Below are 19,347 nucleotides of genomic sequence, written 5' to 3' on the forward strand. Positions count from 1 at the left end.
GCGCAGATTGCCCGACTAGACTCCGGCCTCTTATTCGGGGAGAGAATATGGGTTCGCAGGTCGCGTTTTTGAGAGAATTGTTCGACGCGGCCGTCGCTGCGGCGGACCCGGTCCGCTGTCTGCCGCCGTTCCTCGACCGGGTGTTCGGGGAGCCGGTAAAGGGCCGTATCGTCATCCTCGGCGCGGGCAAGGCTAGCGGCGCGATGGCGAAGGCGGTGGAGGATTATCTCATCGAAGCCTTGCCGGGACGTGCCTTCGAAGGGCTTGTCGTCACCCGTTACGATCATGCCGTTCCGTGCGAGAAAATCGAGATCGTCGAGGCCGCCCATCCGGTGCCGGACGAGCAGGGGCGTGCAGCGGCCGCGCGCATTTTGGAGCTTGCCGGAACGCTCAATGCCGACGATCTCGCCGTCTGTCTGATTTCGGGCGGCGGCTCGGCGTTGCTGACAGCGCCGGCGGACGGCCTTTCCTTTGAGGAGAAGCAGGCGTTGAACGGGGCGCTGCTGAAATCCGGCGCCACCATTCACGAGATGAACTGTGTCCGGAAGCATCTTTCCGCCATCAAGGGCGGCAGGCTGGCGGCGGCCGCTGCCCCGGCCCGGCTGGTAACTCTGGCGATTTCCGATGTGCCGGGCGACGATCTTGACGTGATCGGCTCGGGCCCGACCGTGCCGGACCCGTCCACTCTGGCGGAGGCCAGGGCGATCCTGGCGAAATACAGCATCGATCTTCCCAAGCATGTCGCGGCATTGTTGATGGATGCGGCCTCCGAAACCCCGAAAGCCGGCGATCCGGCGTTCGAACGGACCGAAACCCATCTGGTCGCGGCACCGCAACGCTCCCTCGAGGCGGCGGCCGAGCATGCGGCGGCAAGGGGATATGGCGCGCTTATTCTCGGCGATGCCATCGAGGGGGAAAGCCGGGAGGTGGCGAAAATGCATGCGGCCATCGCGGCCCAGGTCGCCCGGCATGGCCAGCCTGCGGGCGCGCCTCTGGTGCTGCTTTCCGGCGGCGAGACGACGGTGACCGTGCGCGGTTCCGGCCGGGGTGGGCGCAATGCTGAATTCCTGCTCTCGCTGCTCGTCACCTTGCAGGACCGGATGCCCGATTGCCGGCACAGGATCTCAGCGCTTGCCTGCGATACAGACGGTATCGACGGGACGGAAGACAATGCGGGCTGTATCATGAGCGGCGAGATTTTCGATCGTCTGGAAGATGGTCTCGACGATCCGAAGCCCTATCTCGCCGACAATGACGGATATGGCTTCTTCCAGAAGGCCGGCGGTCTGGTCATGACGGGGCCGACCCTGACGAATGTGAACGATTTTCGCGCCATCCTGATCGAGTGACCGGAGCGACCGTCCGGCAATCCTCGTGAATGACGATTTGAATTGTAACCGTGGTCGCGTTTAACTGGTGTCATGAGAAGATATAGAAACACGAAGATCGTCGCGACCTTGGGGCCGGCGAGCTCAACCCAGAAGCGCATTGAAGAGCTCTTCCGGGCCGGGGTGGACGTTTTCCGCCTGAATTTCAGTCACGGATCCCACCGGGATCACGCTGAGCGTTTGCGGGTGATCCGGGAGCTTGAGAGGGCGACCGGGCGTCCAATTGCGATCATGGCGGATTTGCAGGGCCCGAAGCTTCGGATCGGAAGCTTTGCCGACGGCAAGATCGAATTGAAGCCAGGGGCCAAGTTCCGCCTCGATCTCGACCGGGCTCCGGGTGACCAGAAGCGGGTCTGCCTACCCCATACCGAGATTTTCGAGGCGATCCACAAGGGCACGGATCTGCTGCTAGATGACGGCAAGATCCGTCTCTCCGTGACCAAATGTGGTGACGGGTTCGCCGAGACCAAGGTGATCACCGGGGGGCCGCTCTCCAACAACAAGGGAGTCAATGTCCCGAACGTCATGCTTGGGCTCTCGCCGCTGAGCGCGAAGGATCGGACGGACCTGTCCTTTGCTCTCAGTATCGGCGTCGACTGGGTCGCGCTTTCCTTCGTGCAGCGTCCGGAAGATGTTGCCGAGGCGCGCAAGCTGATCGGCGACAAGGCCTCTATTATCGTCAAGCTGGAGAAGCCCCAGGCCATCGACCGGCTGCAGGAAATCTGCGAGCTGACGGACGGTGTCATGGTCGCGCGCGGCGATCTTGGCGTTGAAATGCCGCCGGAAAAGGTGCCGATGCTGCAGAAACGCATCATCAAGCTCTGCCGCGCGCTCGGCAAACCGGTGGTGGTGGCGACGCAGATGCTGGATTCCATGGTCACCAGCCCGACCCCGACCCGGGCCGAAGCCTCGGACGTGGCGACCGCGGTCTATGATTCCGCGGATGCAGTCATGCTGTCGGCGGAATCGGCGGCAGGCGAGTATCCGGTCGAGGCGGTCGAGATGATGAACCGCATCATCCGCGAAGTCGAAGGCGACCAGAACTATCGGCAGATCATCAATGCCAGCCATGACGAGCCGGAGCCGACGGTCTCCGACGCGATCACGCTGGCGGCGCGGCAAGTGGCCGAGACGGTCAACGCCTCCTGCATCGTTACCTACACGACGTCCGGTTCGACCACGGTCCGCGCCTCGCGCGAACGGCCGGCGGTGCCGATCCTCTGCGTGACATCGAACGAGCGGACGGCCCGGCGCCTGGCCATGGCCTGGGGCGTGCACGCCGTCCATGTCGAGCAGGAGCAGCGTTTCTCGGCGGTGGTGAAGCGGGCGCTTGAGGTGGCGAAATCTGAGGAATTCGGCGCTGCGGGAGACAAGATCGTGATCACGGCCGGTGTCCCGATGGGCACGCCTGGATCGACCAACGTGCTTCGGGTTGAACGCATTATCTGAGCCCGCACCCTCTGGACAAGGCGGATGGGTTTGCTTTACAAGCTGGAAACTTCTCCGGAGATTTCCATGCAGCATTTTGGCGATGCCCTGATCGAACGCGTGCGCGCGCTCGGCACCCCGCTTTGTGTTGGCCTCGACCCGTATCTCGACCGTATCCCGCCCCTGTTTCGAGACGGCGACATGTCGCCCGGCAATCCGCTGACAGCACCTGCCGTGGAAGCCTTCCTGAAGGCGGTGCTGGATCGGGCCGCAGGCAAGACGGCGGTGGTGAAGCCGCAGATTGCCTTCTTCGAGCGGATGGGCTGGCGCGGTCTGCGGGCGCTGGAGGAGGTTTGCTCTCATGCTCGCAAGCTCGGCATGCTGGTTCTGCTCGATGCCAAGCGCGGCGATATCGGCAGTACGGCGGATGCTTATGCCGGGGCTTATCTGACGGATGACGCGCCGCTCCCGGCTGACGCCCTGACCCTCAATCCCTATCTCGGCATGGACACGCTGGAGCCGTTCTTCAAGACGGCACAGGCGCATGGGCGCGGTCTCTTCATCCTGGTGAAAACCAGCAATCCGGGGTCGGGGGACTTTCAGGACCTGAAGATCGGCAACCGCAGCCTCGCCGAGACTGTCGCGGACACGCTGAACAGCCAGGCGGAGGCGCTGACAGGGGGGGTGACCGGCTGGTCCTCCCTCGGCGTCGTTGTCGGCGCGACCTATCCCGGAGAAGCGGAGCGCATTCGTCAGATCATGCCGCGCACAATCTTCCTGGTGCCGGGCTATGGCGCGCAGGGCGGCAGTGCGGCTGCGGCCGTGAACGGCTTTGTCAAAGGCCCGAACGGCCTCGAAGGCGGGATCGTCAGCTCCTCGCGCGGCATCCTGTTTCCGGCCAGCGGCGATACCGCCAGCGCGGTAGACTGGGAGAAAGCTATCGACGCGGCTATCGATCAGGCGGCCACCGAGCTGGGTGAAGCAGTTTCGGTTTAAAAAAGCGGACTTGGGCTAAACCGCGAGATACCCGCCATCGACTACCAGCGTGGTTCCGGTGACATAGCTCGACATGCCCGAGGCGAGGAACAGGGCGGGGCCGACCAGTTCCTCCGGATCGCCGAACCGGCCGAGCGGAATCCGGGTCAGGAATTGTTTGTATCGCTCCGGGTCCTCACGGGTCGGCAGGGTGATATCCGTCTTCATTGGCCCCGGCGCGATGGCGTTTACCCGGATGCCGTCTGCGGCGAGTTCCTGGGCGAGACTCTGGGTCAGCATTTTCACCCCTGCCTTTGACGTCGAATAGGCCAGCGAGGTGGCGGTCGAGACGAAGGCTGCGACCGAGGCCATGTTCACGATCGTGCCTTGGGTTTCACGAAGCTGCGCCACGAATGCCAGACTCATGTGCAGGGTGCCGTCGAGATTGACGGCCATTGCCTGGCGCCAAGTCTCCTCCACGTCCGGACTGTCGATCCGGTTGCGCGGGCAGATCCCGGCATTGTTGATCAGAATGTCGATCGGGCCGTGCTTCGTCTCGGTTTCTGCCGCGACGCGATCCGCTGCCGCGCGGTCGGAGACATCGAGTTGCATCGGGTATGCGATGCCGCCGTCTGCTTCGATGGCGTGCACCGTTGTGCGGGCGCGTTCCATGTCGATATCCGCGCAGACCACCCGGGCGCCGTTCTTCGCGAACCCGATTGCGATGGCGGCGCCGAGCCCTTGCCCGGCCCCGGTGACGAGCGCCAGTTTACCGTCGATCATTCTATTCCTCCCCTGCCACGAATAGCCCTTTGACAATTACGGCGATGGACCGGTGCAGGGAAGGGGGTAGAGTCAAAAGAAAAAATGCGTAACGGGAGGGCGGGGAATGAAAAGGCAGGCGGGGCGACAGGAAAATGTCGATGTCTTGGTGGTTGGATCCGGTGCAGGTGGATTAGCCAGTGCCGTGTCGGCGGCGCATCGCGGGCTCAAGGTTCTGGTGGTTGAGAAAGAGCCTGTGTTCGGTGGAACCACGGCCCGGTCCGGCGGCTGGATGTGGATTCCGGTGAATGCGCCGGCGAAGCGCGCCGGGGTGGAGGACAGCCGCGCCTTGGCGGAAACCTATCTCAAGCACGAAGCCGGAGAGTTCTACGACCCGGAACGGGTGGATGCTTTCCTCGATGCCGGCCCGACGGCGGTCGAGTTCTTCGAGAGCGAGACCAGCCTGCAATTCGATCTTGGCCCGACCTTCGCCGATTATCACCCGGGTGCACCGGGCGGCCTTGATGGCGGCCGGTCCATCGTCGCCCGGCCCTTCGACGGCCGCGCGCTAGGTCCGGAGATCAAGCGGTTGCGAAAACCGCTGAAGGAAATCACCTTCCTCGGCATGATGATCGGCACGGGCAAGGAGTTGCTGCATTTCTTCAACGTGACACGCTCGCCTGTGTCCGCTTTCTTCGTCGCCGTGCTGTTCTGCAAGTATATGCGCGACGTGCTGTTCCATGGCCGCTCCATGCGCCTGATGAACGGCAATGCGCTGGTCGCCCGGCTGGCGAAATCCTGTTTCGACAAGGGCGTTGAGATCCGCACACGCGCACCGGTGCGCGAGATCCTGCAGGACGATGCGGGCCGGGTTGTCGGCGCCGTCGTGGAAACGCCCGAAGGCCGGGTCGAGGTTATGGCCAGCAAGGGCGTCGTGTTGGCCGCTGGCGGATTTCCTCAGGATGTCCGGCGTCGCGCCGCGCTCTTTCCGCACGCCCCGTCGGGCCATGAGCATCTGAGTCCAGCCCCTCCCGGAAATACCGGGGACGGGTTGCGCCTGGGCGAGAGTGTCGGCGCGACGGTGCAGGACGATCTGCCAAATGCAGCCGCCTGGGTGCCGATCTCCCGCCCGGTCTGGCCGGATGGAACCCAGGGCACCTTTCCGCATTTCGTCGACCGTTCGAAACCCGGCGTGATCGCGGTCACCCGGTCCGGCCGCCGGTTCGTGAACGAGGCGGAGTCCTATCATGATTTCTGCCAGGCCATGTATGCACGCTGTACCGAGGAAGGCGGCGAGATCTGCGCCTATTTCATTGTCGATCACCGTACGCTCCGGAAATATGGACTCGGCTATGTGAAGCCATACCCGGTGCCATTCCGCCCGCATATCAGGAGCGGTTATCTGCTGACTGGGCGGACGCTGGAAGAATTGGCTGGCGCCATCGGTGCCGACCCGGCGGCCTTGTGGGCGACTGTCGCGGCCTATAACGGCCCGGCAGCGCACGGCGAAGACCCGGAATTCGGTCGGGGCAGTACCTCCTACAACAGGTCTCTCGGCGACCCGGAACACAAGCCCAATCCCTGCGTCGCCCCGATCGGCGATGGACCCTATTACGCCGTCCGGCTGGAGATTGGCGATCTCGGGACTTTTGCCGGCCTTGCGACGGACGGCAATGCCCGGGTGCTGAACGGCGACGGGACCCCAATTCCCGGCCTTTACGCCGCCGGCAATGATGCGGCGAGCATTATGGGTGGAAATTATCCCGGTGGTGGTATCACGCTCGGGCCGGCCGTGACCTTTGGCTACATCGCCGCGCGGCACATGTCGGGAGGTAATGCCTGACCCCGCGAATCGGCGAATCTCCTTGCCTCTTGCCGCCGGAAGTGCGGGAATGATGATGGCGTGTGCGCTCGCGCCGCTCCCTGGTGCTGGCGCCTACCGCCGGCTTGAAACCGCCTTGAAAAGAGGCGGGCCGGACCGATCCGATCATGGATCCGGAACCGGCAAATCACAGGGAGGATACAATGGCAGACAAGAGTGGAAACACACCCCGTTGCGCGGTGCTTGTGGGTCCCTATCTGAGCGGCAAGACCTCGCTTTTCGAGGCGCTGCTTCTGGCGACGGGGACCCTGCACAAGAAAGGTCTCGTCAGGGACGGCTCGACCGTCGGAGATAGTGCCGAAGAATCCCGCAAACGTCAGGCGAGTACGGAACTCACCCTCGGGCGGGGCCGGTTTCTGGATGAGGACTGGATCTTCATCGATACGCCCGGCGGTCTCGATTTCAATCAGGACATGCGCAATGCCTGCATGGTCGCCGATATCGCGATTGTGGTGGCCGACCCGGAAATCGGCAAGGCGGCGGCCCTTACCCCTTATCTCAAGTTCCTCGACGCCCACGACATCCCGCATGTGATTTTCGTCAACAAGATCGAGGACTCGAACGATCGCATGCGCGACATCATGCATTCCTTGCAGGATGTTTCCGACCGGCCCGTGGCACTGCGCCAGGTGCCGATCCGCGACAGTGGCGATGCGGTGACTGGCTATGTCGATCTTGTGAGCGAGCGGGCCTACCAGTACCAGAACGGCAAGCCGTCGAAGCTTGTGCAGATCCCGGACGCGGTGACAGACCGGGAGAAGGAAGCCCGGAACGAGATGCTGGAGACCCTGTCGGACTTCGACGACGCGCTGCTGGAGCAACTGCTTGAGGATGTCGAGCCGGCCGCGCCGGATGTCTATGGCCAGCTCACCGAGACGCTTCAGGGCGATCTGGTTGTCCCGGTCCTGCTCGGCGGGGCGGAAAAGGATCATGGCGTGCAGCGGCTGCTCAAGACCCTGCGCCATGAGACGCCGGGCGTTGCGGCGACGGCTGAGCGCCTCGGTATCAGCGCGATGGACGCTGCGGTTTGTCAGGTTTTCAAGACGGTGCATGCGGCCCATATGGGCAAGCTCTCCTATGTCCGGGTCTGGCACGGAGTGGTGAAGGACGGAGAGGAGCTGAACGGCCAGCGGGTCAGCGGCATCAACCATGTGACCGGCGCGAAAATGGAGAAATGCAGCTCTGCGTCTTTAGGGGATGTTGTTTCTTTCGGCCGGATGGACGAGATCCTGACGGGCGATTTGCTGACTCCGGGCGGCGCCGCCGCGCTGGATTGGCCCGCACCGCTCACTCCGGTTTACGGTCTTGCCATCACGCCGACCAATCGCGGCGACGAGGTGAAGCTTTCCGGCGCGCTTGCCAAGCTGGCGGAGGAGGACCCCTCTTTTCGGGTCGAACACAATGCCGCGCTTGGCGAGTTGGTGATCCGGGGGCAGGGCGATACGCACCTGCGGGTGATGATCGAACGGCTGGAGAGCCGGTTCAAACTGCATGTCGAGGCCCGCGAGCCCGGTGTGCCCTACAAGGAATCGATCCGGAAGAGCGCGGAGCAGCACGCGCGGCACAAGAAGCAGACCGGTGGTCACGGCCAGTTCGGCGACGTGAAGATCAAGATCGAGCCGCTTGGCCGGGGTGAGGGCTTCGCCTTCAGGAACAGTATCGTCGGAGGCTCGGTACCCAAGCAGTACATTCCCTCGGTTGAAGAGGGGGTGAAGGATTTCATGCGGCGCGGCCCGCTCGGCTTCGAGGTCGTCGATGTGGCGGTGGAGCTTTGTGATGGCTCGGCCCACGCGGTAGACAGCTCCGACATGGCCTTCAAGACGGCGGCGCGCATGGCCATGAACGAGGGGCTCCCCAAGTGCAAGCCGGTGTTGCTGGAGCCGATCCAGAAAGTCGTGATCTCCGTGCCGAACGATGCGACGGCGCGGGTGCAGCGGATCATCTCCGGCCGGCGAGGGCAGATCCTGGGCTTCAAGGCCAAGGATGACTGGAGCGGCTGGGACGAGGTCGAGGCCTATCTGCCTGAGAGCGAGACCAGGGACCTGATTATCGAGATCCGCTCCCACACCGGGGGGATCGGTTTCTATGACGGTACGTTCGACCATCTGGCGGAACTGACCGGCCGGATCGCCGATCAGGTGGTGGAAGGCAGAACTGCCGTGGCGACGGGGTGACCTAGAGCATTTAATGAAGGCGTCCGACCGGCTTTCCACTGGCCGGGCGCCTCATTCCATGATCTTTTTCCCCTCCTGGCTTCTTGGCCTGATTCCTTGGGGAGGGAACTCAGTCTCATGCTACCGAATGGCAGCACTTACGCCGCGATCCGCGGCGCTTTCGAATGGCGTATTCCGGAGCGCTACAATATCGGCCGCGATATCGCGGACCGGCAGAATCCGGACGCCCTGGCACTGATCTACCGGACCGAGGACGGCACGGTCGCCCACTACAGTTTCGGGGATGTCGCGAAATCCTCCGGCAAGTTTGCGAATGTGCTGACGGCCAGTGGTATCAAGCGCGGGGAAAGGGTGGCGATCCTGCTGCCGCAGCGCCCCGAAACCGCTTTTGCCCATACGGCAATCTACAAGGCCGGAATGATCGCGGTGCCGCTCTTTGCGCTCTTTGCCGAAGAGGCGCTGGTCTACCGGCTGGTCAATTCCGGCGCGTCCGCTGTGGTCACTGACGAGCTCGGGCTGGCGAAGATCCGGACCTTCCGGGATCAGGTGCCCGCGCTGCGCCATATCTTTGTCACCGACGTCGCCGCGGACGGCGATGATTTCACGGCGTTCACGCCCGCGCTTGAGCGGGCTTCGGACGGCTTTGAAATCATCGATACCAAAGCGGACGATCCAGCCCTCATTATCTACACCTCCGGCACGACCGGGCCGCCTAAGGGCGCGCTTCATGCGCACCGGGTCCTGCTTGGACATTTGCCGGGTGTGGAGTTTCCGAACCGGATGTTCCCGAAACCGGGCGATCTGTACTGGACCCCGGCCGATTGGGCCTGGATTGGTGGGCTGATCGATGTGTTGCTGCCGGCCTGGCATCACGGGGTGCCGGTGCTCGCATACAGGGCCCGCAAGTTCGATCCGGAAGAGGCTTTCTGGCTGATGCAGGAGCACGGTGTGCGGAACAGCTTCCTGCCGCCGACCGCGCTGAAGCTGATGCGCCAGGTCGACCGGCCGCGCGAACGCTACAGCTACGATGTGCGCTCGGTTGTCTCCGGCGGCGAGACGCTGGGTGCGGAGCTGCTGGACTGGGGGCGGGAGACTTTCGGGCTCACCATCAACGAGTTCTACGGCCAGACGGAGTGCAATGTCGTAGTCGGTAACTGCGCCGATGTGATGGAGGTGCGTCCGGGGGCGATGGGCCGGGCCATTCCTGGGCATGATGTTGCTATTGTCGACGATGACGGAAACCCTCTGCCGGACGGAATCCAGGGCAATGTCGGTATCGCGAAAGGCGATCCCGTGATGTTCCTGCAGTACTGGAACAATCCCGAAGCGACGGAGAAGAAATTCGCCGGTGACTGGCTGCTGACCGGCGATCAGGCTGTGCGCGATGCCGATGGCTATTTCTGGTATGTCGGCCGCGACGATGACGTCATCACCTCGGCGGGTTATCGGATCGGCCCGGGTGAAATCGAGGATTGTCTGGTTGGTCACCCGGCGGTGGCAATGGCGGCGGTGATCGGTGTGCCGGATCCATTGCGCACACAGGCCGTGAAGGCGTTTATCGTTCTGAAGAGTGGCTGCGTTGGCGACGATGTGCTGGCCAAGGATATCCAGGATTATGTGAAGACCCGTCTCGCGGCGCATGAATATCCCCGCCGTGTCGCATTTGTCGACTCGCTGCCAATGACCACCACGGGCAAGATCGTCCGCAAGGATCTCCGTGCCCTGCACGATGCGGAGCGTGACGGAGAGTGATCGAAACGGAGCGGTTGATCCTCCGTCGCTGGCGCGCGGCAGATCGCGCGCCTTTTGCGTCGCTGAATGCCTCGGCCGAAGTTTGCGCGTTCTTGCCGAAGCAGCTCACTCGGGAAGAGTCGGATGCACTGGCGGACCGGATCGAGCTTCATTTCGAGGAGCGCGGGTTCGGTCTCTTCGCAGTGGAGCGGAAAGACAAGAACGCCTTCATTGGATTCACCGGCCTCTCCGTGCCGCGCTTCGAGGCGCCTTTCATGCCGGCGGTCGAGATCGGCTGGCGGTTGGATCACGCCCAATGGGGGCAGGGCTTTGCCACGGAAGCTGCGCGGGGAGCACTGGCCCATGGCTTTGGGCAGCTTGGCCTGGAGGAAATCGTCTCCTTCACCGTGCCGATGAATATCCGGTCGAGGGCCGTCATGGAAAAGATCGGCATGCGCCACGATCCCGCGAATGATTTCGACCATCCGATGCTGGAGCCCGGCAATCGGCTCCGGCGACACGTGCTTTACCGGATCAAACGGGAAGAGCTGGCATGACGCTCCGCTATATCGGCCCCGAGGATGTCGCCGGTCGCCTGTCCTGGCGGGCCATCGTCGATGCGCTCGAGGCAGGGCACAGGTTGCCGCGCGCCCGGATCGGGGACCAGTTGCTCGAAAGAGACGGCGATGCGCTGTTGACGCGCTGCGCCTGGATCGACGGGCTCGGCATGGGGGTGAAATCCGCCAGCGTGATGCCGGGGAACACGGCGGCGGGATTGCCAACCGTGCAGGCGGCGATGCTGGTCTTCGCGGACGGCACCGGAACACCGGAAGCAGTGCTCGACGGCACCATGGTGACGGACTGGAAGACGGCGGCGGATTCTGTTCTCGGCGCCCGTTACCTTGCCCGTCCGGACAGCCGAAAACTGGTCATTATCGGTGCGGGGACGGTCGCGGGTACGTTGGCTCGGGCCTATGCGGAATTGTTCCCGGGGCTGGAGCGGATCGAGATTCACAATCGCTCCCAGCAACGCGCTGACGATCTCTGCGAGCAATTGCGCCGGGACGGCCTGCCGGTCATCCGGGTAGATAGCCTGCCCGCGGCGGTCGCGGATGCCGATATCGTCGCCACGGCGACCATGGCCCGCGCTCCGGTTCTGATGGGGGAGTGGGTATCGCCCGGAGTTCATGTCGATCTGGTCGGAGGGTTCACGCCGGAGATGCGAGAGGCCGACGATGCGCTGATCGCCAGGGCGCGCCTGTTCGTGGACTGCCGGGAGACCACAGTCGCGGATGTTGGCGATCTTGCCATCCCGATCGCTGCGGGGCTGATCGGGCCGGCGGATGTCAGGGCCGACCTCTACGATCTGGCTTCCGGCGCCAAAGGCCGGACCGGTGATGCGGAGATAACCTTGTTCAAGAACGGCGGCGGAGCGCATCTCGACCTGATGACCGCACGGGCCATAATGCAACTCGCCGGTGTCTGAACGGCTCTTGTCCAAGATCCGGACTTTATACTTCTTCGCGGCGTGGCCCAAAGCTGAGTAGAATGCGCGTTCCTGACACCCAGAATAAACGTTTCAGCGGGGAAACTGGATCATGACCGTGACCGTCGATTATTTTATGACCACTTCCAGTCCGTGGAGCTATCTCGGCGCCCGGCGGTTCATGGCGATGACCCAGAAGGTCGGCGCCGAGGTGAATGTCTATGCGGTCGATTTCGGACAGATCTTTTCGCAGTCCGGCGGTTTGCCGCTGCCGAAGCGGGCGCCGCAGCGGCGTGCCTACCGGCTTGTCGAACTCGCCCGCTGGAAGCGGCATCTTGGCCTTCCCATCGTCATCGAGCCGGAGAATTTCCCGGCAAAAACACCCCTGTCGGCTCATCTGGTGACCGCCGCCCGCCTTGCCGGTGGTGATGCCTTGTTGTTGTCGACGCTGATTCTGGAAAGCCTCTGGGAGCAGGACCGGTCGATCGACGATGAAGGCGTTCTGGCGGACTGTTGCCAGAAGGCCGGTCTGGACGGCGCATCGCTGATCAAGGCCGCCAAGAGCGAAGAGACAAAGGCCGCGTTCGCGGAGGATACCGAATTGGCGCTGCATCGCGGCGTCTTCGGGGCGCCGTCCTTTATCATTGATGAGGAGCTGTTCTGGGGACAGGACCGGCTCGATTTTGTCGCCGAGAAACTCGGCGCTGATTGAGCGTCCGTTTATCCGGCAGGGGTGAATGTGGTGAGGCTGACGGTGCCCGCGTAACGGCAATCATTCTTATCAGGCATTATTACGTATACGTTGTTGCTTGGCTCTTCGAGCCTCCTCCCTTACGGTTGCCCGTGCAAAGAGCTTTTGCTTCGGCTGACGCGAAACGGCGTTTGTCGCGGATAGGGCTCCAAAGAACGGCCGAATCAAATCGGGCCGGATATAACAGGGAGGACTAGAATGAAACGCGGAATCGCGATTCTGAGCGCCGCTATGCTTGTCGCTTTGACGGGCGTGGCCGAAGCCAAAACAATGAAAGTACAGGCAAGTTCGAAAGCGGGCGATTGGGCGCACCGCTTCATGACGGATACCTGGGCGCCGAAGCTCGGCGAGATGACCAGCGGGTCGGTGAAGATAGAGGTGCTGCCGACGAAGGCGGTTGTTCCTCACCGTGAGACGATCGATGCGGTGGCGAACGGGATCCTCGACGGCGACCTGAATGCCGTGAGCTATTTCTCCGGTCGTGACCCGGCCTTCGCGGTGATCGGAGATCTGATCGCCGGATACGATACTGTCGACCAGGTCCGCACCTTCTGCATGCATGGTGGCGGCAAGGAAATTCTCCAGAAGCTGTACGACAAGTACACCAAGGGCAAAGTCCATGTCGTCGGCTGTGGTCCCTATGCCAAGGAGGCCTTCGTTTCCACCATTCCGATCAAGTCCGTAGCCGATATGAAAGGCGTGAAGGTCCGTTCTCCGGAAGGCCTTGCCGCGGAAGTGTTCAAGCGCGCCGGCGCGGCTCCAGTGTCGCTGCCATTCTCCGAAGTCTATACGGCACTCGAGAAAGGCGTGATCGACGCTGCTGATGCGTCGGCCCACGTCAACAACAACGCCTCCGGTATGTACAAGGTGGCCAAGTTCCCGATCTATCCGGGTATCCACTCCATGGCTGTCCTTCAGTTCATTGTGAACAAGAAGGTTTGGGACAAGCTCGGCAAGGAAGGCCAGACAGCGCTCGAGGTCTGGTATTCGGCCGCTTACGACGCGATGCGGCGTGAAGCCGATCTGCAGGACCGTGCCATCGCGGCCGAGCAGCGGGCTGGTGGCGAAATCACGGTGATCGATTGGTCGAAAGAAGAACGCGCCAAGTTCCGTGAGATTGCTGTCGGTGCCTGGCACGATTTTGCTGCCAAGTCTCCGTTGGCGAAGGAAGCTCTGGACGCACATCTCGCTTACATGCGTAGCGTCGGTCTTCTGAAGGAATAGAGAAATCTCCTCTTGAAACCGCCGCGCCCTGACGGGTGCGGCGGCTCCTTCCTTTTCTTTCCAGTTTTTCTGACGACCAACGGAGCGCACGCACGATGGCCGGACATACTGAATTAATGGTCGGGGCACCGGTTGCCGCGACATTCAGCCGCTCTGTGGACCATGTCAGCAGGTTCCTCGGTCTGGCAGTAAGCAATCTCTATCTGCTGGCCGCGGCCTGTACCTTGTGGGAAGTGATCGCCCGCTACGTTTTCAACAGCCCCACCCAATGGGTCTTTGAAGTCGTGATGGTCCTGTGCGCCTCTTCATGGATGCTCTCAGCCGGCTTCGTGACGCTCCGTAAACGACATATCGGGATCACGGTTTTCTACCTGATGGCGTCCGACCGGGTCCGTTGGTGGCTCGATCTGTTCGCAATGGTGGTCGGCGTCTTCGCTCTCTACATGCTGGTATCGGACACCCTGATCCGCGCGCTCGAGAGTATCGATCTGACGGAGCGCGGCGGGACGGCCTGGAATTCGCCGTTGCCGATGGTCCTGAAGACCGTATTGGTCAGCGGACTGTTCCTCTATCTCATGCAGTTGCTGGTCAATCTGAGGCGTCATTTCAGGACCCGCCCACTTCAGATAGCCGTTTTGGCCGTCATGGCGCTGATCTGCCTTCGTCTGTTGCTGCAAATCTTTGGTCATTACGGCGGTACCGAGAGTCTCTGGTATGGTTTCGAAGAGACGCTAGCCGAGAATGGCAGCGCCTTCGTTGATCACTTCAATGTCGACCGAGATGAGGTCGGGATCGCGACGATCTCGCTGCTGATTGTTGCTGCGCTGCTTGCGCTGATGATGACAGGTATGCCGCTGGGCATCGTGACCCTGATCATCTCTGTCGTTTGTGCGCTGATGTTCTACGGCACCACCGGCATGTATCTGGTCTCGACCAACGCGATGGACCTGCTGGAAAAATATCCGCTAGTGGCAGTGCCGTTCTTCGTTCTGATGGCTTCTATTCTGGAACGATCCGGTATTGCACAGGATCTGTTCGATGCCATGTCGATCTTCGCTGGCGGACTGCGCGGCGGCGTCGCACTCCAGACGACGATCGTGGCTGTGATTCTGGCTGCCATGTCCGGTGTCATGGGAGGCGAGATCGTGATGCTGGGGCTGGTGGCTCTGCCGCAGATGCTGCGACTGGGTTACGACCGCAAGCTGACGATCGGCCTGATCTGCGCGGCTGGGGCCCTGGCGACCCTGATACCTCCCTCAATCGTCATGATCGTTTACGGCCTGAGCGCCAATGTCGGGATCGGCGACCTGTTTTCCGCCGGTTTCATCCCCGGGCTCATGCTCGCCGCATTCTACGTGACCTACGTCCTGATCCGCTGCAACCTTAATCACGACTTGGCGCCGACGGCTGCGGAGATAGCTGCGAAAACCGGTGAGGAGACCAAGCTCGGTCGCCATCAGGTCTGGGCAGTTGTCCTGTGCATCTTGTTGATCGTCTGTGTAATGGGCTCGATCTATGGCGGCATCACCAGTGTGACGGAGGCTGCTGCGGTCGGTGTTTTCGGGGCGATTATTGTCGCCGCGGTCCGTTTCCAGTTCAACTACGCCTTGATCCGGGATTGTCTCGCCAACACGATGTCGGTGGTTGGGACGATCATCTGGCTGATCCTCGGTGCGGTCGCGTTTGTCGGGCTTTACAACCTGATCGGCGGTGCAGATTTCATGCGGGACCTGATCAAGGGGGCCGGTCTGGGGGCTTTCGGCACGATCTTCGTGATGATGGCGATCCTGGTCATCCTCGGCACCTTCATGGAATGGATTGCGATTATCTTCATCACCGTACCGGTCTTCGCGCCGGTGGTTCGGGACCTGGCGCCCGAGCTTGGTATGGAGCCGGAATGGGCCGCGGTCTGGTTCGGGATCCTGTTCGTCATGAACATCCAGATCTATTTCCTCAGCCCGCCCTTCGGGCCGGCCTGTTTCTGGTTGAAATCGGTTGCTCCGCGTGATGTCACGCTGCAGGAAATCTTTGTCAGTGTCATTCCGTTTATCTGTTTGCAGATCGTCGGCATGCTCCTGGTCATGTTCTTCCCGCAGATCGCTCTGTGGATGCCACAGTTGCTGAATTAATCGGAGGTTTCCCATGTCACTGTATGATCAGCACGAGGACGATGAAGACGCTATCGCCGGGTCCTATGGGATATCGCCGACTGTGATCGGTGTCCTGATAGGCATTGCTCTTATCGTCTTCATGTTTGCGGTTGCCGACGGATTTTCCTGATCCCTGGCAATCGAGCCCGTCAATCTGGAGCGAACCGGATTCCACGATTCGTCTTTCCGTGCTTTTGTGAGGAAAGACGGATGGAGGGAGACGATGCAGTCAGTCACTATGAGTTTGGAAGAGGCGCACGTGCTTGCGGCGCGGTGCCTCACCCAGCATGGAGCGGATGAGGAAAACGCGCGCGCGGTCGCTGATATCGTCGCGGCGGCAGAGCGTGACCTTTGCCATTCCCATGGGTTGTTCCGGATTCCCGGCTATGTCGCCTCGCTGAAGAGCGGCAAGGCGAATGGCAAGGCACGGCCGGTGGTCAGCGATCTCGCGCCCTCCGTGGTCCGGGTGGCGGGCGATGGCGGCTTTGCGCCATTGGCATTGGAGGTAGGCCAGCCCGCATTGGTGGAGCGGGCGAAGAGCAATGGCATCGCAGCACTGGCGCTGAACGATATCTATCATTTTGCGGCCCTCTGGCCGGAGACGGAGGCGCTGGCCGAGCAGGGGCTGGTCGCATTCGCTTTCACAGCAGCCTTCCCGTATGTCGTCGCGCCGGGTGGCCGGACGCCGATCTTTGGGACCAACCCGATGGCGTTTGCCTGGCCACGGCCCGGCAAGCACCCGATGGTTTTCGATCAGGCATCCTCGACCATGGCGCGGGGGGAGATCATGATCGCCGCCCGGGACGGTCATTCGGTTCCCTACGGCGCCGGGATTGACCGCAACGGCAGGGACACGACCGACCCCAAGGCAATCCTCGACGGCGGCGCGCAGCTTGCCTTCGGTGGCTACAAGGGGGCGGCGCTGGCCATGATGGTCGAGTTGCTGGTGGGCGCCCTGATCGGGGACAAGCTGAGTTTCGAGGCCGAGGCGGTGGATAACGGCGATGGCGGCCCTCCTGTTGGCGGGGAGTTGATTATCGCTCTCGATCCGGCCCGGTTCGGGGATGGTGCGGGATTCGCGGCTCACGCTGATCTGCTGTTCGAGCGGATGCTGGCCGATGATGGTGTGCGCTTGCCTGGCGACCGGCGGCGCAAAGCCCGGTCGAAGACGGCCAGGGATGGCATCCGGGTTCCGCAGAGCCTGTTCCGCACCCTTACGGAGTTGGTTGGCACCTGAGCGCAGTCGGGTTCGGTGAGAAAACGTGCTTCGGATAAAAATGGACCGGGTCGCGTGTTGACGCGCCCGGGCCAAGTCGAACAGGGCGGAGGCTTGATCTAGCCCTGAAGGCATTTGGAGTGCGTCATCATAACGTATGCGGGCGAGTGTTCAATAATAAATTCGTCTCATCCGTTATCATTGCCATGCATTCCGCGTGACCGGCGACGGGAGCTATGGCAATAGGATTATCAGGGATCTGCAGAACCGTGAGAGGAGCAGCCGTTATGGTGTCACGAGGGTTATTTGCAGCGGCCACCGTTGCCGCAACAATGTTTGGCGGGGTGGTCAGCGCCGAAGAGAAGGTTCTGAACGTCTATAACTGGAGCGATTATATCGCCGAGGACACGATCCAGAAATTCGAGGCGGAGACGGGTATCAAGGTCAATTACGACGTTTTCGACAGTAACGAGATCGTCGAAGCCAAGTTGCTGACCGGATCGACCGGTTACGATGTGGTTGTGCCGACGGCCAACTTCCTCGAGCGCCAGATCAAGGCCGGCATTTTCCAGAAGCTCGATCCGGCGAAATTGCCGAACCTGAAGAACATGGATCCGGTGATCAGCGCGCGCGTGGCTTTGCACGACCCGGACAATGCGCACGCGGTGACCTATATGTGGGGCACGACCGGCTTCGGGTACAATGTGAAGGCCATCAAGCAACGGCTCGGTGAAGTGCCGGCGGATACCTGGAGCCTGTTCTTCGATCCGGCTGTCGTCGCGAAGCTCGCCGATTGCGGTGTCAGCCTGCTGGATGCGCCTACCGACGTGATGGCGACCGCGCTGAAATATCTCGGTCTCGATCCGAACAGCGAATCTCCGGACGATCTGGCCAAGGCGGAAGAACTGCTCGCCAAGGTTCAGCCTCACATCCGGTATTTCCATTCCTCGCAATATATCGATGACCTGGCGAACGGGGAGACCTGCCTCGCCATGGGATATTCCGGAGACATCCTGCAGGCTTCGGATCGGGCAGCGGAAGCCAATCAGGGCGTCGAGGTGCAGTACGTCATCCCGAAGGAAGGGGCGGTGGTCTGGTTCGACATGCTGGCCATCCCGGCGGATGCGCCGCATCCGGAGAATGCTCACGCCTTCATCGATTTCGTGATGCGGCCGCAGATCGCGGCGGATATCTCGAATTACGTACTCTATGCCAACGCGAACCAGGCCTCGCTGCCGATGGTCGACGAGGAAGTCCGGACCAACCCGTCGATCTATCCGACGGACGAGATCAAAAAGAACCTGTTCCCGACCCTGGCCCGTTCGGCCCGGTACGACAGGCTGCTGAAGCGCAGCTGGACGAAGCTTAAGGCAGGCCAGTAGGGCATATGCCTGGGTCCAGCATAGCTGGGCTTGAAGGCGGTATGTGCGGGCGTCAGGGGGCTATCCTGACGCCCGCATTTTTTACGCCCGGATTTGAGGGGGCAGGAGCATCTCGCTGCCGGACTCGCTGAGCTGATTGTCTGATGACGCAGGGACTGTCGAAGGCGCGGCCGGTCGGTGTTCGGTTGTCTGGCTGACGTGTCTGGCGGTTTTCCTAGGTTTTCATGAGAAATTTCTCAGAACGTCATTTTTTTTTAAATAAGTGTTTGACGGTTTGTGAGGGTGGGTCGTATAAGGCGCCTCCCGTTGCGGAGCGGCCCACTGATTGGGGCGCGGCGGCGGGGTCCGAAGTCTCTGGAATAGTTGGAGATTTTGGTTCGGGGGAGACCTCGGAAGCTCTTTGACATTGTAGATATAGGAAAGGGATGCGCAGGCGGCGGGCCTGAATTGGTTTGCCGGTTTTCGATCATAATATGATTGATCTTGAGCATCCTGAGCTAAAGTTAACACAGAAGCTCTTGTGCATAGGATTGGATCTAAAGTTTTGTGTTGTCTGTTCGTGTTTTTGCGGATGGATGGCTCACTCAACTTGAGAGTTTGATCCTGGCTCAGAACGAACGCTGGCGGCATGCCTAACACATGCAAGTCGAACGAGAAGGTGCCTTCGGGTACTGGACAGTGGCGCACGGGTGAGTAACGCGTGGGAACCTGCCCTGAGGTACGGGATAACGGCTGGAAACGGCCGCTAATACCGTATGTCCCCTGCGGGGGAAAGATTTATCGCCTTGGGAGGGGCCC

General features: G+C 61.7%; 15 protein-coding genes and 1 rRNA gene. 15 read left to right on the forward strand and 1 reads right to left on the reverse strand.

The window, feature by feature from the left end; genetic code table 11:
* The first annotated feature begins 47 nt into the window (after positions 1–47).
* The 3 genes from K328_RS0114825 (at position 48) to pyrF (ending at position 3,812) form a co-directional block, all read left to right on the forward strand.
* Positions 48–1,349, forward strand: a complete 1,302-nt coding sequence (locus K328_RS0114825; protein ID WP_028466641.1) for a glycerate kinase type-2 family protein — start codon at positions 48–50, stop codon at positions 1,347–1,349.
* A gap of 72 nt (positions 1,350–1,421) precedes the next feature.
* Positions 1,422–2,837 carry a pyruvate kinase gene (pyk, locus tag K328_RS0114830; RefSeq protein WP_028466642.1) on the forward strand — a complete coding sequence of 472 codons (1,416 nt, stop codon included), beginning with the start codon at positions 1,422–1,424 and terminating at the stop codon, positions 2,835–2,837.
* A gap of 24 nt (positions 2,838–2,861) precedes the next feature.
* Positions 2,862–3,812 (forward strand): orotidine-5'-phosphate decarboxylase, encoded by a 951-nt coding sequence (pyrF, locus tag K328_RS0114835; RefSeq protein WP_205620678.1) that lies wholly within the window; start codon positions 2,862–2,864, stop codon positions 3,810–3,812.
* Positions 3,813–3,827: 15 nt separating this feature from the next.
* Here pyrF and K328_RS0114840 read toward each other — a convergent pair whose 3' ends face one another.
* Positions 3,828–4,574 (reverse strand): SDR family NAD(P)-dependent oxidoreductase, encoded by a 747-nt coding sequence (locus tag K328_RS0114840; RefSeq protein WP_028466644.1) that lies wholly within the window; start codon positions 4,572–4,574, stop codon positions 3,828–3,830.
* A gap of 106 nt (positions 4,575–4,680) precedes the next feature.
* Between K328_RS0114840 and K328_RS0114845 the strand changes: the two genes are divergently transcribed.
* From K328_RS0114845 to K328_RS0114900, 12 genes are all read left to right on the forward strand, one after another.
* Positions 4,681–6,396: an FAD-dependent oxidoreductase gene (locus tag K328_RS0114845; RefSeq protein ID WP_028466645.1), complete on the forward strand. Its 1,716-nt coding sequence runs from the start codon at positions 4,681–4,683 to the stop codon at positions 6,394–6,396.
* A 182-nt stretch (positions 6,397–6,578) separates the two neighbouring features.
* A complete protein-coding gene (locus tag K328_RS0114850; RefSeq protein WP_028466646.1) occupies positions 6,579–8,609 on the forward strand; it encodes an elongation factor G in 2,031 nt (676 codons plus the stop codon).
* Positions 8,610–8,726: 117 nt separating this feature from the next.
* On the forward strand, positions 8,727–10,361 hold the full coding sequence (locus tag K328_RS0114855) for an acyl-CoA synthetase (RefSeq protein WP_028466647.1): 1,635 nt from the start codon (positions 8,727–8,729) through the stop codon (positions 10,359–10,361).
* On the forward strand, positions 10,358–10,897 hold the full coding sequence (locus K328_RS0114860; RefSeq protein WP_036554439.1) for a GNAT family N-acetyltransferase: 540 nt from the start codon (positions 10,358–10,360) through the stop codon (positions 10,895–10,897). Before K328_RS0114855 ends, K328_RS0114860 begins: the two co-directional genes overlap by 4 nt.
* On the forward strand, positions 10,894–11,826 hold the full coding sequence (locus tag K328_RS0114865; protein WP_028466649.1) for an ornithine cyclodeaminase family protein: 933 nt from the start codon (positions 10,894–10,896) through the stop codon (positions 11,824–11,826). The genes K328_RS0114860 and K328_RS0114865 overlap by 4 nt, the downstream gene beginning before the upstream one ends.
* Before the next feature lie 112 nt (positions 11,827–11,938).
* Positions 11,939–12,538 carry a 2-hydroxychromene-2-carboxylate isomerase gene (locus K328_RS0114870; RefSeq protein WP_028466650.1) on the forward strand — a complete coding sequence of 200 codons (600 nt, stop codon included), beginning with the start codon at positions 11,939–11,941 and terminating at the stop codon, positions 12,536–12,538.
* Positions 12,539–12,775: 237 nt separating this feature from the next.
* The gene (locus K328_RS0114875) at positions 12,776–13,801 is read left to right on the forward strand and encodes a TRAP transporter substrate-binding protein (protein ID WP_028466651.1); all 1,026 of its coding nucleotides are present in this window, start codon (positions 12,776–12,778) and stop codon (positions 13,799–13,801) included.
* A gap of 95 nt (positions 13,802–13,896) precedes the next feature.
* On the forward strand, positions 13,897–15,930 hold the full coding sequence (locus K328_RS26405; protein ID WP_084608332.1) for a TRAP transporter large permease subunit: 2,034 nt from the start codon (positions 13,897–13,899) through the stop codon (positions 15,928–15,930).
* Positions 15,931–15,943: 13 nt separating this feature from the next.
* Positions 15,944–16,081 carry a hypothetical protein gene (locus K328_RS26705; protein ID WP_156901376.1) on the forward strand — a complete coding sequence of 46 codons (138 nt, stop codon included), beginning with the start codon at positions 15,944–15,946 and terminating at the stop codon, positions 16,079–16,081.
* Between the two features lie 93 nt (positions 16,082–16,174).
* Entirely contained in the window at positions 16,175–17,188 is a 1,014-nt protein-coding gene (locus K328_RS0114890; protein ID WP_028466653.1) for an Ldh family oxidoreductase, read from the forward strand.
* Between the two features lie 266 nt (positions 17,189–17,454).
* On the forward strand, positions 17,455–18,549 hold the full coding sequence (locus tag K328_RS0114895; protein ID WP_028466654.1) for a polyamine ABC transporter substrate-binding protein: 1,095 nt from the start codon (positions 17,455–17,457) through the stop codon (positions 18,547–18,549).
* A gap of 585 nt (positions 18,550–19,134) precedes the next feature.
* Positions 19,135–19,347 (forward strand): 16S ribosomal RNA (locus K328_RS0114900); the annotation flags it as partial.

The organism is Nisaea denitrificans DSM 18348 (assembly GCF_000426505.1).
In the GTDB taxonomy this organism is placed as follows: Bacteria; Pseudomonadota; Alphaproteobacteria; order Thalassobaculales; family Thalassobaculaceae; genus Nisaea; species Nisaea denitrificans.

What these genes read in the sequence shown, in the direction of transcription:
- K328_RS0114845 (WP_028466645.1), top strand. Translation starts at nt 4,681, where the DNA reads ATGAAAAGGCAGGCGGGGCGACAGGAAAATGTCGATGTCTTGGTGGTT.
- K328_RS0114870 (WP_028466650.1), top strand. Translation starts at nt 11,939, where the DNA reads ATGACCGTGACCGTCGATTATTTTATGACCACTTCCAGTCCGTGGAGC.
- K328_RS0114865 (WP_028466649.1), top strand. Translation starts at nt 10,894, where the DNA reads ATGACGCTCCGCTATATCGGCCCCGAGGATGTCGCCGGTCGCCTGTCC.
- K328_RS26405 (WP_084608332.1), top strand. Translation starts at nt 13,897, where the DNA reads ATGGCCGGACATACTGAATTAATGGTCGGGGCACCGGTTGCCGCGACA.
- pyrF (WP_205620678.1), top strand. Translation starts at nt 2,862, where the DNA reads ATGGGTTTGCTTTACAAGCTGGAAACTTCTCCGGAGATTTCCATGCAG.
- K328_RS26705 (WP_156901376.1), top strand. Translation starts at nt 15,944, where the DNA reads ATGTCACTGTATGATCAGCACGAGGACGATGAAGACGCTATCGCCGGG.
- K328_RS0114895 (WP_028466654.1), top strand. Translation starts at nt 17,455, where the DNA reads ATGGTGTCACGAGGGTTATTTGCAGCGGCCACCGTTGCCGCAACAATG.
- K328_RS0114840 (WP_028466644.1), bottom strand. Translation starts at nt 4,574, where the DNA reads ATGATCGACGGTAAACTGGCGCTCGTCACCGGGGCCGGGCAAGGGCTC.
- K328_RS0114850 (WP_028466646.1), top strand. Translation starts at nt 6,579, where the DNA reads ATGGCAGACAAGAGTGGAAACACACCCCGTTGCGCGGTGCTTGTGGGT.
- K328_RS0114855 (WP_028466647.1), top strand. Translation starts at nt 8,727, where the DNA reads ATGCTACCGAATGGCAGCACTTACGCCGCGATCCGCGGCGCTTTCGAA.
- pyk (WP_028466642.1), top strand. Translation starts at nt 1,422, where the DNA reads ATGAGAAGATATAGAAACACGAAGATCGTCGCGACCTTGGGGCCGGCG.
- K328_RS0114825 (WP_028466641.1), top strand. Translation starts at nt 48, where the DNA reads ATGGGTTCGCAGGTCGCGTTTTTGAGAGAATTGTTCGACGCGGCCGTC.
- K328_RS0114890 (WP_028466653.1), top strand. Translation starts at nt 16,175, where the DNA reads ATGCAGTCAGTCACTATGAGTTTGGAAGAGGCGCACGTGCTTGCGGCG.
- K328_RS0114875 (WP_028466651.1), top strand. Translation starts at nt 12,776, where the DNA reads ATGAAACGCGGAATCGCGATTCTGAGCGCCGCTATGCTTGTCGCTTTG.